Raw genomic sequence first — 13,561 nt, forward strand, 5'->3', positions numbered from 1 at the left:
ATTCCGTGATCAGCGTGGATCAGCAGGACCGGGCAGCCGCTTAGCCCCTCTGGGAAAGGACGACCGCGATGGGCTCTCAGGGGCTGAGCGTCCCCGCCGTCGAGGGGGACGTCCAAGGGGATCTGGACGATCATCGGGAAAGGCCCGAGGGGCACGGCGGAGAAACGCTCACCATGACCGCGCCGGCGACGGGGGTGCTCCCCGTCCCGCGCGAAACCGCGCCGCGTCCCGGCCGGGCGCCCCGGCGGCGGACGCTTCCCGCGCTCTACCCGCTCGCGCTCGGCGCCGCCGACGGGCTCGCCATGGCCGCCGCCGTGACGTGGACGGCCGCGGTACCGGCGGCGGCGACGCCGGCGGCGGCCGCCTGCGCGGTCGCGGTGAACGCCGCGGGCGGGCTCAACCGGTGCCGCCGGCGCCCCTCCCTCGCCGAGGACGCGCCCGCGCTGGCCGTCCGCGCCGCGCTCGTGGCGGCCCTCGTGTGCGCCGCCTTCCGCGCCGGCTTCCCGCAGGCCGCGGCGACATGGTTCTGGATCGCCTGCCTGTACTGCGCGCTCGCCGGGACGGGACGGCTGGTCGTGCACACGGCGGTGCGGGCGTACCGCAGGCTGCGCCGCCGCGGGCGGCCGACGATCCTCATCGGCGCCGGTCCCGCCTCCGCGCACGTCGCCGCCGTCCTGCGCCGGCGCCGCGACTTCGGGCTGGACCCGGCGGGCCAGATCCTGGCCGGCGACCCGGGCGACCCGCCCGCCGCCGGGCTGCCCGTCCTGGGCCGGCCGCTGGACCTGCGGCGGGCGGTGGAGGCGCACGGCACCGCCACCGTCGTGATCGTCGCCGAGGACGTGCCGCGGTCCCGGCTGGACCCGCTGGTCCGGGTCTGCACCGCGCTGGCCTGCGAGACGCTGCTGGTGCCGGCGACGGCGGACCTGCTCGTCGCGCGCGCCGGATCCCGGACGGGCCGCGCGCCGGTGGAGCATCTGGAGGGCGTCCCGTACCTGCGCCTCGGCCCGCGGCCGGGCGAGCGGGCGGCGCGGACCGCCAAGCGGGTGTTCGACGTGGCCGCGGCCATCGTCGTGCTGCTGCTGGTGTGGCCGGTGCTGCTGGCCTGCGCGCTGGCCGTGCGGCTCGAAGGCGGCCCCGGGGTGCTGTTCCGGCAGCGCCGCGTCGGGCTCGGCGGCCGCACGTTCACGCTGCTGAAGTTCCGCTCGCTGCGCCCGGCCGACGACCACGAGGCCGACACCCGCTGGTCGGTGGACGGCGACGCCCGGATGGGCCCGGTCGGCCGGTTCCTGCGGGAGACCTCGCTGGACGAGCTGCCGCAGCTGTGGAACGTGATCCGCGGCGACATGAGCCTGGTCGGGCCGCGTCCCGAGCGGCCGCACTTCGTCCGGCTGTTCTCCGAGACCTGCCCCGAGTACGCGCTGCGGCACCGGATGCCGGTGGGCATCACCGGCTGGGCCCAGGTCAACGGGCTGCGCGGGGACACCTCGATCGAGCTGCGGGTCAGGCTCGACAACCGCTACATCGACACCTGGACGTTCGGAGCCGACCTGAGGATCCTGCTGATGACCGTCCGGGCCGTGCTGACCAGGAACGTCCCGTGAACGCGGCGGGGTTGGCGCGGCGGTCGCGGAGCCTGCTGGTGGCCGCGGCCGCGCTGTGCGTGTGCGTGCCGCCGGATCTCGGGGCGGCGATGGTCGCCCGGCTGGCCGAGTTCACCAGGATCGAGACGCTCAGCGGGCCCGCGGCGGTGCAGATCTCGGCCGGGGACCTGGCCGGCGTGGTGCTGGTGGCCGTCGCGGCCGTGCTGGTCGCGGCGCGCCGGGTCGAGCCCCCGCCGGTGTGGACGCTCCCGGCGTTCGGGACGGTGGCCGCGGCGGCCGGGATCGCCACGCTGTGCTCGCAGGACATCGCGTCGAGCATGCCGGGGTTCGTGCGGATCGTGCAGGTCTTCGTGCTGGTCCCGCTGGCCGTGCTGACGCTGGTCAGGGACCGCGCGGACGGCCTGGTCGTGGCGGGCGCGGTGGTCGCGGTGGCGCTGATCGAGTCGTGCCACGGCATCTGGCAGGCGCTCACCGGCAACGGCGCCGCGATCGCGGGCGAGACGGTGCGGGCGGTCGGCACGTTCGGCGCCGGGGACGTGATGGCGCTGTCGGTCGTCGCCGGGTTCGGCGTGGTCATCACGCTGGCGTTCCTGCTGGCCGGGACCGCTTTGCCCGCCCCGCGCCTGGTCCGTCCGCTCGCCGGGGCGGCGCTGGGGGTGCTGGGCACGGCGCTGGTGCTGGCGCTCAGCCGGGGCAGCTGGATCGCCATCGGCGCCGCCGCCGCGCTGGTGCTGGTGGCCTACAGCCGCCGGCTGGCGCTGCGCACGGCGGTGGTCGCGGCGGCGCTGGCCGTCGTCGCGGTGGGCGGGCTGGGCCTGGGGCCCGGCTCCGACGGCGGCGGGGCGTCGCTGGCCGCCCGCGCGCAGTCGATCACCTCGGTGATGGACGACCCGGACCAGTCCGTCGTGGACCGCTACAGCCTGTGGACGGCCGCGCGCGGCATGTGGGGGGACCATCCCGTCACCGGCGTGGGCGTGAAGAACTTCGCCGCCCACCGCGACGCGTACGCGCCGATCGAGCTGTCGTCGGCGGGCGAGATCCAGGACCGGGCCAAGGGCTACCGCCGCCAGGCGCTGCTGTCGCCGCACAGCCAGTACCTGCTGGTGGTGGCGGAGCAGGGCGTGGTCGGGCTGGTGGGCCAGGTGGTGCTGTTCGGCACGCTGCTGTACGGGCTGTGGCGCCGCCGCGACCCGCGCGACCCGCTGTGGCTGGCCGGGGCGGGCTTCCTGGCCGGGCTGCTGATCAACTTCCTGTACGCGGACGTCAGCGGCGCGAGCAGCATGCTCGTCGCGATCACGCTCGGGCTGGTCGCCGCGGGCGCCGCCACCGCCCGCCCCGCGGAGCCGGAACCGGGCGGGGGCACGGCGTCATGACCGCGGTCGGGGCGCGGCAGCCGGTCCGGGACGGCTCGATCCGCCGCGCGACCCTGCTGACCGGGCTGCTCCTCGCGGCCGGCACCGGGCTGGGCTTCCTGCGCGACCTGGTCATGGCGTACCGGTTCGGCGCCAGCAGCGGCACCGACGCGTTCCTGGTCGCCTGGACGATCCCGGAGACGGTGTCGCCGCTGCTGATCGAGGACGCGATGGCGCTGCTCATGGTGCCGGTCGTGACGCGGCTGCTGCGCGAGCCGGACGGGGTGGGCAGGCTTGTGGCGACGGTGCTGCCGCGGCTGTGCGCCGGGCTGGCGATGACGTCGCTGGTCCTGGTGCTGGCTGCGCCGGCGCTGGTGGACGTGCTCGCGCCCGGCCTGGCCGACCCGGTCCCGGCGGCGCGGTGCGTGCGGCTGACCGCGCTGACCGTCCTGGCGTTCGGGGTCGCCGGGTTCATGAGCGCGACGCTGCGGGCGCACCACCGGTTCGGGCCCCCGGCCTCCATCTACCTCGCCTACAACCTCGGCATCCTGGGGATGGTCGCGGCGTTCGCGGTGCCGCTGGGCATCACCAGCGCGGCGCTCGGGGTGGCGTGCGGCGGGCTGCTCATGGTGGCCGTGCAGGTCCCGGCGTTCGTCCGGTGCCTGCGCGCGGGCCGCCGGCCGCGGCCCCGGCCCTCGAAGGTCGCGGCGGCACCCGGCACTTCAGTGGTGACGCTGGCGGCGGCCGCGCCGATCGTCGTCTACACGCTGACCCGGCAGTCGCAGGTCTTCATCGAGCGCTTCCTCGGCTCCGGCCTGGCCGCCGGGTCGATCTCCCACCTCAACTACGCGCAGAAGGTGGGCCAGGTGCCGATGGTGGCCTCGCTGCTGCTGGTGACGGTGACCTTCCCGCGGCTGGCCCGGGCGTCGGCCGGCGGGGACCGGGAGCGGGTGCGCCGCCGCGTCGAGTCCGACCTGGTCGTGGTCAGCGGCATCGTGCTGTACGCGACCGCGTGCCTGATCGCGCTCGCCCCGCAGATCGTCGCGCTGCTGTTCCAGCACGGCCGGTTCACCGCGGCCGACGGCGAGCGGACCGCGCTGATCCTGCGGATCTACGTGCTGGGCGTGTGGGGGCAGGCGATGGTGGGCGTCGCCGCCCGCGCCTTCTTCGCCCGCGCCCGGCCCGTCTGGCAGCCCGTCCTGGCCATGGCCGCCGGGCTGGCCGTGACCGGCGCGCTCGGCGCCGCCCTGGTCGGCGCCGGCGGCACCGGCGCGCTGGCCGCCGCCAACGCCGCCGGGATCACGGTCGCCGCGGTGGCGCTGCTGTACCTCGTCCGCAGGCGGGTCGCGCCGGTGTCCGCGCGCGCGGTCGGCGGCGACATCGCCGCGCTGCTGGCGGCCGCGTCCGCCGCCTGCGTCGCGGGCCTGGCCGCCACGGGCGGGTTCGCGGGCCCGGTGCCGCTCGTCCCGGCGGACGCCCACCCGCTCTACCAGGTCGGCGGCGGTCTCGCGGTGATCACCGTGGTGTTCGCCGCCGCGCTGGCCCTGGCCGTACGCGGCCGCGCCCGCGCGGCCGGGCCGCTCGGCTCTCTCACCAATGGCAGAAGGAAGCCTCGTGAATCACCCCGAGAACCCTGAGCATCCGCTGACCGGGATGCCGATGGTCCTGATGTACCACTCGGTCGACCACTACGACCGCGACCCGCATCTGGTGACCGTCACGCCGGAGCGCTTCGAACGGCAGCTCCGCTGGTTGCAGTCGCGCAGGCTGCGCGGCGTGAGCGTGGGCGAGCTGCTGCGCGCGCACGCCGAGCGCGGCACCCGCGGGCTGGTGGGCCTGACCTTCGACGACGGCTACGCCGACTTCGCCACCCGGGCGGTGCCCGCGCTGGTGCGGTTCGGGTTCACGGCGACGGTGTTCGCGGTGGCCGGGCACGTCGGCCAGTACAACACCTGGGACTCCGGGCCGCCCAAGCCGCTGATGACGGCGGGCCAGCTCCGCGCCGTCGCCGACTTCGGCATGGAGGTCGCCTCCCACGGCGTGCGGCACGTGTCCCTTCCCGGGGCGCCCGCCGAGGAGGTACGGGACGAGCTGCAGCAGAGCCGCTTCGCCCTGGAGGAGATCGTCCAGCGGCCGGTGACGGGGTTCGCCTACCCCTACGGCCATGTCAGCCCCAGGGACGTGACGGAGGTCAGGATCGCCGGGTACGACTACGCCTGCGCCATCCGTCCGGACGAGCCGAGCCGGCACGCGCTGGCCCGGACCTATGTCGGGGAGCGCGACCGGGGGCTGCGGCTGCGCGCCAAGGTCGTCCGGCACGAGTTGCAGTGGCTGGTCCGGGTATGACGCGAGTCCTTCACATCATCACGGGGCTGGAGTACGGCGGCGCCGAACGGCAACTGGCGCTGCTGCTGCGTCATATGCCCAAGGACGTCGTCGAGTGCGAGGTGGCCGTCCTCACGCGTGGCGGGACCCTGGCCGAGGGCATCCGGGCCGAGGGCATCCCGGTCCATGAGATCGGTATGCGGAGCAACCGTGATGTGAAGGCGCTGCCACGGCTCGTCCGGCTCATCCGCTGGGGCCGGTACGACGTCGTACACACGCACTTGTACCGCGCGTGCGTCTTTGGACGTGTGGCCGCCCGCTTGGCCGGGACGCCGTACATCATCGCCACCGAGCACTCCCTTGGCGACGGCCATATCGAAGGGCGTCGCACGACGGCCGGCGTTCGCATGCTGTATCGGGCGACCGAACAGCTCGGCGACGCCACCGTCGCGGTGTCCCCCACGGTCGCACGGCGGCTGCGGGACTGGGGTCTACGGCCGGAACGCCTGGTCACCATCACCAACGGCATCGACCCCGCCGCCTTCGCGTTCGTCCCGGAGAGCCGGGCCGCGACGCGCCGCGCGCTGGGGATCGCACCCGACGAGTTCGTCGTCGGGACCACCGGACGCCTGGTGCCCGGCAAGCGCGTCGACGCGCTGATCAAGGCGTTCGCGCGGGCGAAACGGGACGGGCGGCTGCTCGTCGTGGGGGCGGGCCCGGCCCGTCCCGCACTGGAGGAACTGGCCGAGCGGGTCGGCGTCGGCGGGCGCACGGTCTTCGCGGGCGACACCGGCGACGTCGCCGGGATGCTCGCGGCGATGGACGCGTACGCCGCCCCCTCCACCCAGGAGACCTTCGGGCTCGGCGTCCTGGAGGCGCTGGCGTCCGGGCTCCCCGTGCTCTACGCCACCTGCCCCGCCCTGGACGACCTGCCGCCGCGCATGGCGCCCGGCGCCCGGAAGCTGCCCGCGCGGCTCGCGGCTTGGAGCTCCGCCATCGACTCCCTCCCGCAGGTGCCGCTGCCGGGGGCGCCGCACGGGCCGCCGCCCCCGGCGGTCGAGCACTACTCCGTGCACGCCCGCGTCCACCAGCTCATCGACCTCTACCACGACGGCCCGGCAGCGGTCCGGCCCGTATCCGACGGCGTGCTCATCGCAAAGACCCGCGCGGCCACCTGACAGGCACGCCCGCGCCTCCATCGAACTCTTCATCGAAATTCGCGCCTCCATCGAAAGGGCCAGGCATGCAAGTAATGCGCGTTCTCACCGTTCGCGTCCTGAAGAATCTCGGCCGCCGGTTCGGCGTGCCGATCGCCATCGTGCTGACGTGCCTTCTGGGCGGGCTCGGGTACGGGCTCTTCAAGGCCCCGACCTATTCGGCCACGGCCTACGTCCTGGTGGTGTCCGATCCCGACGGCGGTCCCGCGGCGACCAACTTCGCGCAGGCGTACGGCCGGCTGGCCGCGTTGCGGGAGACGTTGTCCTGGGCCGCCAAGCCGATCCCGGCCGCGGCGCTGGAACGCTCCCGCGCGCACATCCAGGCGTCGTCCTCGCCCGACACCCCGCTGGTTCGGCTCACCGCCTCGGCCGCGACGGCGATGCTGTCGGCCGAGCTGGCCAACACGACCGCCGACGCGCTCGTCCGGTACGGCAACGCGCACCAGCACGACACGGGCGTGCGCGTCGCCCTCATGACGCAGGCCTCGGTGCCGCTCGCGCCCAGCGCGCCCAACCCGCCGCTGAACGCGGCCGTCGGGCTCGCGACCGGGCTGCTGCTGGGCGGGCTGGTGGCGGCGACGGGCGTGGCCGCGCGCGTCCGCGAGGTCGTCCAGACCGCGACCGCCGCGGCCAGGGCCGAGATCGCCGCGGAAGCCGAGGCCGGAGCCGGAGCCGGCAAGAAGGCCAAGGAGCCTAAGGAGGCCAAGACGAAGGGATCCGCGCTAACAGCGGAGGCGGGCCAATGACCGACGTCGGAGTGAGGACGGACGTGGAGGCCGCCACCGTCACCGATGCGGTGGCCGGCGTGGGAAGCGGCTGCTCCACCGGCTGGACCGCCGAGCTCTACCGTGACGGGACCATGCTGGACCGTCTCGCCGGCGAGTGGCGGGACCTCTACGCGCGGAGCCCGGCCGCCACCCCGTTCCAGACCCACGCGTGGCTGACGGCGTGGTGGCGCAACTACGGCAAGCGCGGCGGCCTGCGCCTGGTGCTCGTCCGGCGGCACGGCCGTCTGGTGGCGGCCGCCCCGATGATGGCGGTGCGGCGCTGGGGCTGCCCGGTGCTCATCCCGCTGGCCTCGCCGCAGAGCGACTACACCGACTTCCTCGTGGCCGGGGACGAGGGCCAGGCCGCCGTCTGGCACCTGACGCGCGCGCTGCTGGCCGCGCCCGGCTGGTCCGCGCTCGACCTCCAGGAGGTCAGGCCCGGTTCGGCGGCGCACGCGGTCGCCGAGACGTGGCCGCGGCCGTCGTGGCGCACTCCCGCGTCCACCTGCCTGGAGCTGCCCGCCGCCGACATCGGCGACATCATCGCCCGGCTGCCGGGCCGCAGCGCGGGCAAGCTGCGCGCCAAGCTCCGCCGGATCGACGCGTGCGGGATCGCGGTCGCGCCGGTGCCCGCCGGGCTCGCGGCCGCCGGCGTCGACCGGCTGCTCGACCTGCACATCCAGCAGTGGCAGGGCCGTCCGATCAACCCCGAGCACACCCGGCCGCGGTTCCGCCGGCATCTGGCCGAGGCGCTGACCGGCATGATCCGCGACGAGCAGGCCGCGCTCTTCGAGTACCGCTGGGAGGGCGGCCTGGTGGCCTCCGACCTGGTGCTGATCGGCCACGACTTCGTGGGCGCGTACCTGTACGGGGCGGAGGCGGGCCTGCGCGACATCATCGAGGTGACGCTGATGCTGCTGCGGCAGGACCTGGGCGTGGCGCGGGGGACGGGCGTCCCGTCGCTCAGCATGCTGCGCGGGGACGAGCCGTACAAGCGCAAGTGGCGGCCCCTCGCCGTGCCGAACGAGCGGCTGATCCTGGCGCGCACGCCCTCGGTGGCCTCCACCTACGCGGCCGCCGCGCGCTGCCGCGCCGAGCTGAGCGCCCGCAGGCACCGCCGCCGCGGCGCGGTGCCCGCGGGCGGGGCCGCGCGTGGCTGAGGGTGTGCGCGTCCTGCACGTCAGCCAGCCCACCGACGGCGGCGTCGCGGTGTACGTGGCGCAGGCCGCCGCCGACCAAGCGCGCCGCGGCTGGGACGTGGCGGTCGCCTGCCCGGAGACCCGCGTGGGCCGCGATGGGCTCCCGGCTCGGCTGGCGGAGTCGGGCGTCCCGCACATCCCCTGGAACGCCGGACGCTCGCCCGGCCCGCGCACGCTCGACGAGGCCCGCGCGCTGCGGTGGATCGTGCGGTACTTCGCACCCGACGTCCTGCACCTGCACTCCGCCAAGGCGGGCCTCGCCGGGCGCCTGCTCCGCCCGGCCGGGACGCGGCGGCCCGCGACGATCTTCCAGCCGCACGGCTGGTCGTGGCTGGCCGCGACCGGCGCGGGGGCGGCGGCCGCGCTGCGCTGGGAACGGCACGCGGCGCGGCGCCGCACCGACGCGCTGGTCTGCGTCGGCTCGGGCGAGCTGCGGCTCGGCGAGGACGCCGGCGTGCGGGGCCCGTACCGGCTGGTCAGGAACGGCGTCGACCGGAGCCTGTTCACCCCCGCCGGCGACGCCGAACGCCGGGCCGCGCGGGCCGCGCTCGGCCTGCCCGCCGACGCGCCCCTCGCGGTGTGCGTCGGACGGCTGACCCGCCAGAAGGGCCAGGACGTGCTCCTCGCCGCGTGGCCCGCGGTCAGGGAACGCTGCCCGCGCGCCCTGCTGGCCCTCGTCGGCGATGGGGACGATCTGCCCCGGCTGCGGCGGGCGGCGGACGGGCTGCCGGGCGTGCTGTTCGTCCCGCCGATGCCGGACACGCGCGCCTGGCTCGCCGCCGCCCACCTCGTGGTGCTGCCCTCCCGCTGGGAAGGGCTGCCGCTGGTGGCGCTGGAGGCTCTCGCGCGCGGCCGGTCCCTGGTGTGCAGCGACGTTCCCGGGCTCGCGGAGGTCCTCCCCTACGGGGCGGGCGCGCTCGTCCCGCCCGAAGAACCCGGGGCACTCGCCGCCGAACTGGTCTCAAGGCTGGCGCGTCCCGAGGACGTGGACGCCGAGGGCCGTGCCGGCGCGGTCGCGTCCGAGGGCTTCGACCTGTCCGGGACGCTGGGGCTGCTGTCCGCTCTCACCGCCGAGTTGGCCGGACGGGGGCCGGTGCCGGTTCCCTCGGGGGACGCGGGCACGGAATCCGGGGTCGCCGCCGGCCGCGCGGGCGACGCCTTTCCGCCCCTTCCGCCGAACAGCTCGCGATAGGCCGCCGACGAACGCGGATTCTCCTTGCACTGCCACACGCCGTGCGGGCAGTAATCGGCGATGGTGTGGTAGAGCACGCCGTTCTCGGCCATCCAATGGTACATCCCCCGCACATAATCCGGATTGTCGGAGTTTCGGAACAGCCCCCACTCCGGAAATGACAGCGGCTTGCCGCGAACCGCCGCGAACCGCGCCTGGTCGGCCAGCCCGAACGGCTCGTGCACATACTGCGCGAAGGTTCCGCCCGGCGGCTGGTCATAACTGTCCGAGCCGATGACGTCGACGACGTCGTCCCCCGGATAGCACTCCGTCCACGGCACCGCGTCGCGGCCCCGCGAGGCGGTGAAGTCGAACAGGAAACGGGCGCCCGGGACGGCCCGCATGGTGGCCACGATCCGCCGCCAGTAGCCCTTCCACGCCATCGGGTCGGGCCCGCACCGGCCGCTGTAGCTGATGCCGTTCATCTCCCAGCCGGGGATCAGCACGGTGTCGCCGGCCCCCTCCGCGACCAGCCGCTCGGCCAGCGTGCGGAAGTGCTGGTCGAAGGCGCCGGACGCGCCGTCGCGCAGCAGCCCGGCGACCACCGGGTCGGGCATCCCGGGCTCGTTCGGCGCGAGCATCGGGACGTTCACCACCAGCATCCGGTTCCGCCCGCCGCGCCGCCACTGCGTCCACGGCCGCAGCACCTCCGCCGGGCCCTCGACGCCCTGCCAGGTCCCGCCGGGCAGGTAGGTGCGGCCGACGGTGACCGGGGCGCCGAGCCAGCGCTCGAACGCCGCGACCCGCGCGACCCCCTCGGCACCGGACCCGAGAAACGCGCCCAGCGGTATGCCGGACCGCTTTTCGCGGCGCCTTTCGCGCGCCGTTCCGGGGAGGTTTTCGGGAAGATTTTCGGGGGATGTTCCGGGCCGGGTTCCGCGCGCGGTCCGCCCGGCGGCCCCGGGATCGGGCCGGGTCTCGACGATCGCCGTGACCGCCACCGCGACGACGGCCGTCAGACCCGCCGCCGTTCGGCACAGAATACCAAAAGGAGATCTTGCCCGGCCATGGCCGAATGGCCGCCGGGCACGATGGTCAGCGCCGGATCTCATGCGTATCGTATGCCCGATGAGCCGTGCGGATGAACAGCCGGACCACCGCACCGAAAGCAGAATTTACGTTTCCAGAGGAAGCACCAAAAAGAATGAAAATCCCAGCGGAATGGGCGGCTTGACCATGTCGCCGCCTCTGCCGGCCGGCGCTCCGGCCGGCACGCCCGCGCTCGACGGCGGGCTCCCCGTGCTGCTCCTGCGCACCGACCGCAACCCGTTCCACCACGGGACGCTGGGCGCGATCCGGTCCCTGGGCCGCGCCGGCGTGCCGGTGCACGCGATCCTGGAGGGCCGTTCCGTCCCGGCCGCGCGCTCGCGCCATCTGCGCCGGCGCCACCCGTGGGGGCCGTCGCCGCACACCGCGCCCGAGGCGCTGGCCGAGCATCTGCGGCTCGTCGGCGGGCGGATCGGCCGCCGCCCGCTGCTGATCCCGCTGGACGACGCGGGCGCCATCTTCATCGCCGAGCACGCGCCCGCCCTCGCCGAGAGCTTCACCTTCACCGCGCCCGACCCGTCCGCCCCGCGGCGCGTCGCCGACAAGTCCCTGCTGATCGAGCAGTGCGAGCGGTACGGCATCGACTGCCCGGAGAGCAGCGTGCCCCGCTCGCCCGCCGAGGTGGACGCGGCCATCGCGCGGCTGGGCCTTCCGCTGGTCGTCAAGTGGCCCCGGCCGTGGCTGCTGCCGCCCGGACGGCGCGGCACGGTCGTCGCCCGCACCGCCGCCGGCGTCCACCGGCTCCTCGCCTCCGGCACCACCGGCGACCCCGGCGGCCCGGAAGGCGGCGGCGCGGCCGGCCCGCCGATCCTGCAGCGGCACGTGCCGCCCGACGGCGGCGACTGGTTCTTCCACGGCCACTTCGACCGGGACGGCGCCTGCCTGTTCGGCGCCACCGGGCGCAAGCACCTGGCCCATCCCCGCGACGCCGGCCACACCGTCCTCGGCGAATGGGTCCTCAACCCGGCGCTGGAACGGCTCGCCCACAAGATCGTCGAGATGCTCGGCTACGTCGGCACCGCCGACCTGGACTTCCGCTTCGACGCCCGCGTCGGCGCCTACCACCTGCTCGACTTCAACCCCCGGCTCGGCGCGCAGTTCCGGCTGTTCCGCGACGGGCTGGACCTCGACCTGGTCAGGATCGTCCATCTCGAGCAGTCCGGCCGCGCCGTGCCCGCCGTCCGGCCCCGGTACGGGCGCACGCTGCTGGTGGAGAACCACTTCCTGCACCACGCGCTGACCCACCCGGCCGGGCGCCCGCCGATCCTGCGGCGGCTGCGCGAGGCCGGCGAGCGGGCCTGGTTCGCCGCCGACGACCCGGCCCCGTTCGCGTCCATGACCCGCCGGAGCCTGCAGCGCGTCCTCCAGCGCGGCCTCGACCGCGGCCTCCGCGCCGGGTCCCGGCGCGGCAGGACCGGGCGGTAGCCGGAACACCATCACACGTGCCACCACCACGGGCCACCACCACGGGGGGAACGCATGCACGACTCGACGGCCGACGCGCTCATCGTCGGGGCCGGACCCTACGGTCTCTCGACCGCGGCGCACCTCGGGAACCTCGGCCTCGACGTCCGCGTCATCGGCACGCCGATGGAGTTCTGGGACACCGGCATGCCGCGCGGCATGTTCCTGAAGTCCGAGCCGTTCGCCTCCAGCCTGGGCGCCCCCGTCGCGGGCGCCACGTTCACCGACCGGCATCCGGGATGGCGCGCCGGACGCCCCATCCCGCTGCGGACGTTCGTCGAGTACGGACGCTGGTTCGCCGAGACCCACGTCCCGGACACCGAGGACGCCCAGGTCGTGCGCGTCGAACGGGACGACCGGCGGGACGACTACGCGGTCGAGCTGTCCACCGGCGAGGTGGCGCGGGCACGCGCGGTCGTGCTGGCGATCGGCGTGCGGGCGTTCGCGCACACGCCCGCCGAGCTGGCCGCGCTGCCCGCCGAGCTGGCCACGCACAGCGTCGCGCACCGCGATCTGAGCCGGTTCGAGGGCCAGGACGTCGCGGTGATCGGCGCCGGGCAGTCCGCGCTGGAGACCGCGGTGCTGCTGGCCGACGCCGGCGCCCGGCCGCAGGTCCTCGCCCGCACCCAGCGACTGGCCTGGAACGCGGTGCCCGTCCCGTCGCCGTCGCTGGCCGACCGGGCCGTGCGCGGACCGCACTCGGGACTCGGCCGCGGCTACCGCACGTGGATCTGGTCCGAGCACCCGTGGGCGACGCGGCTGCTGCCCGACGGGGCGCGGCGGCATCTCGTCCGCACCACCATGGGCCCCGCCGGGGCGTGGTGGCTGCGGGACCGGCTCGACCACCGCGTGCACGTGATGACCGGACGGGTGGTCACCGGCGCCGAGGAGGCGGGCGGCAAGGCGGTCGTCGCGACGACCGGGCGCGAGGGCGACCGGTGGGAGCACAAGGTCGACCACGTCATCGCCGCCACCGGATACATTCCCGACCTCGACCGGATCGGCATACTCGCGCCGGAATTGCGGGAGCGGGTACGCCTCACGCACGGTTCGCCCGTGCTCGGCGGCTATTTCGACAGTTCTCTGCCGAAGCTGTATTTCACCGGGCTGGCCGCGGCTGCGAGTTTCGGGCCGGTCATGCGCTTCGTGCACGGCGCCGACTTCACCGCGCGCCGGATCGCCGCGCACATCGCGGCGCGGGCAAAGAGCGGGAGCGTGTCCAGCAAGAGCTCTGTGACCAGGGCCGATGATGCGCGGGACGCGCCGCCGTACGCCGGCACCACCCCGCCGGGCTGATCGCGCACACCCGACCGGGCACACCCGATCCAAAGGTCGCCACAGCAAGGCAAACAATCGGT

Annotated in this window: 10 protein-coding genes and 1 pseudogene; 10 read left to right on the top strand and 1 reads right to left on the bottom strand. The window is 75.3% G+C overall.

The window, feature by feature from the left end; all coding sequences use genetic code 11:
- The first annotated feature begins 68 nt into the window (after positions 1-68).
- The 8 genes from ABD340_RS28595 to ABD340_RS28630 all read left to right on the top strand — a co-directional run bounded on the left by ABD340_RS28595 (position 69) and on the right by ABD340_RS28630 (position 9,653).
- Complete coding sequence (locus ABD340_RS28595) at positions 69-1,601, top strand: sugar transferase (RefSeq protein ID WP_344593059.1); 1,533 nt, start codon at positions 69-71, stop codon at positions 1,599-1,601.
- Positions 1,598-2,974: an O-antigen ligase family protein gene (locus ABD340_RS28600; RefSeq protein ID WP_344593060.1), complete on the top strand. Its 1,377-nt coding sequence runs from the start codon at positions 1,598-1,600 to the stop codon at positions 2,972-2,974. Before ABD340_RS28595 ends, ABD340_RS28600 begins: the two co-directional genes overlap by 4 nt.
- Positions 2,971-4,590: a lipid II flippase MurJ gene (locus tag ABD340_RS28605; protein WP_344593061.1), complete on the top strand. Its 1,620-nt coding sequence runs from the start codon at positions 2,971-2,973 to the stop codon at positions 4,588-4,590. Before ABD340_RS28600 ends, ABD340_RS28605 begins: the two co-directional genes overlap by 4 nt.
- Positions 4,568-5,299 carry a polysaccharide deacetylase family protein gene (locus ABD340_RS28610; RefSeq protein ID WP_344593062.1) on the top strand — a complete coding sequence of 244 codons (732 nt, stop codon included), beginning with the start codon at positions 4,568-4,570 and terminating at the stop codon, positions 5,297-5,299. The genes ABD340_RS28605 and ABD340_RS28610 overlap by 23 nt, the downstream gene beginning before the upstream one ends.
- Positions 5,296-6,456 (top strand): glycosyltransferase, encoded by a 1,161-nt coding sequence (locus tag ABD340_RS28615; RefSeq protein ID WP_344593063.1) that lies wholly within the window; start codon positions 5,296-5,298, stop codon positions 6,454-6,456. The genes ABD340_RS28610 and ABD340_RS28615 overlap by 4 nt, the downstream gene beginning before the upstream one ends.
- Positions 6,457-6,521: 65 nt before the next feature.
- Positions 6,522-7,241 carry a YveK family protein gene (locus ABD340_RS28620; protein ID WP_344593065.1) on the top strand — a complete coding sequence of 240 codons (720 nt, stop codon included), beginning with the start codon at positions 6,522-6,524 and terminating at the stop codon, positions 7,239-7,241.
- Positions 7,238-8,422 (top strand): GNAT family N-acetyltransferase, encoded by a 1,185-nt coding sequence (locus ABD340_RS28625; protein ID WP_344593066.1) that lies wholly within the window; start codon positions 7,238-7,240, stop codon positions 8,420-8,422. Before ABD340_RS28620 ends, ABD340_RS28625 begins: the two co-directional genes overlap by 4 nt.
- A complete protein-coding gene (locus ABD340_RS28630; RefSeq protein WP_425547450.1) occupies positions 8,415-9,653 on the top strand; it encodes a glycosyltransferase in 1,239 nt (412 codons plus the stop codon). The genes ABD340_RS28625 and ABD340_RS28630 overlap by 8 nt, the downstream gene beginning before the upstream one ends.
- 269 nt (positions 9,654-9,922) lie before the next feature.
- Here ABD340_RS28630 and ABD340_RS48100 read toward each other — a convergent pair.
- Positions 9,923-10,744: pseudogene (locus ABD340_RS48100) on the bottom strand (glycoside hydrolase family 26 protein); the annotation flags it as partial.
- A 124-nt stretch (positions 10,745-10,868) separates the two neighbouring features.
- Between ABD340_RS48100 and ABD340_RS28640 the strand changes: the two are divergent.
- Both ABD340_RS28640 and ABD340_RS28645 read left to right on the top strand, forming a co-directional pair.
- Positions 10,869-12,164, top strand: coding sequence for a carboxylate--amine ligase (locus tag ABD340_RS28640; RefSeq protein ID WP_344593070.1), 1,296 nt, complete (start codon positions 10,869-10,871; stop codon positions 12,162-12,164).
- A gap of 54 nt (positions 12,165-12,218) precedes the next feature.
- Positions 12,219-13,499, top strand: a complete 1,281-nt coding sequence (locus tag ABD340_RS28645) for an NAD(P)-binding domain-containing protein (RefSeq protein ID WP_344593071.1) — start codon at positions 12,219-12,221, stop codon at positions 13,497-13,499.
- Positions 13,500-13,561: the final 62 nt, after the last annotated feature.

Source organism: Actinomadura vinacea, from assembly GCF_039532545.1.
Classification (GTDB): Bacteria; Actinomycetota; Actinomycetes; order Streptosporangiales; family Streptosporangiaceae; genus Spirillospora; species Spirillospora vinacea.

Bases quoted from the DNA above. Each gene is read 5' to 3' on its own strand.
- ABD340_RS28640 (WP_344593070.1), top strand. From the start codon at position 10,869: ATGTCGCCGCCTCTGCCGGCCGGCGCTCCGGCCGGCACGCCCGCGCTC.
- ABD340_RS28615 (WP_344593063.1), top strand. From the start codon at position 5,296: ATGACGCGAGTCCTTCACATCATCACGGGGCTGGAGTACGGCGGCGCC.
- ABD340_RS28625 (WP_344593066.1), top strand. From the start codon at position 7,238: ATGACCGACGTCGGAGTGAGGACGGACGTGGAGGCCGCCACCGTCACC.
- ABD340_RS28595 (WP_344593059.1), top strand. From the start codon at position 69: ATGGGCTCTCAGGGGCTGAGCGTCCCCGCCGTCGAGGGGGACGTCCAA.
- ABD340_RS28620 (WP_344593065.1), top strand. From the start codon at position 6,522: ATGCAAGTAATGCGCGTTCTCACCGTTCGCGTCCTGAAGAATCTCGGC.
- ABD340_RS28605 (WP_344593061.1), top strand. From the start codon at position 2,971: ATGACCGCGGTCGGGGCGCGGCAGCCGGTCCGGGACGGCTCGATCCGC.
- ABD340_RS28645 (WP_344593071.1), top strand. From the start codon at position 12,219: ATGCACGACTCGACGGCCGACGCGCTCATCGTCGGGGCCGGACCCTAC.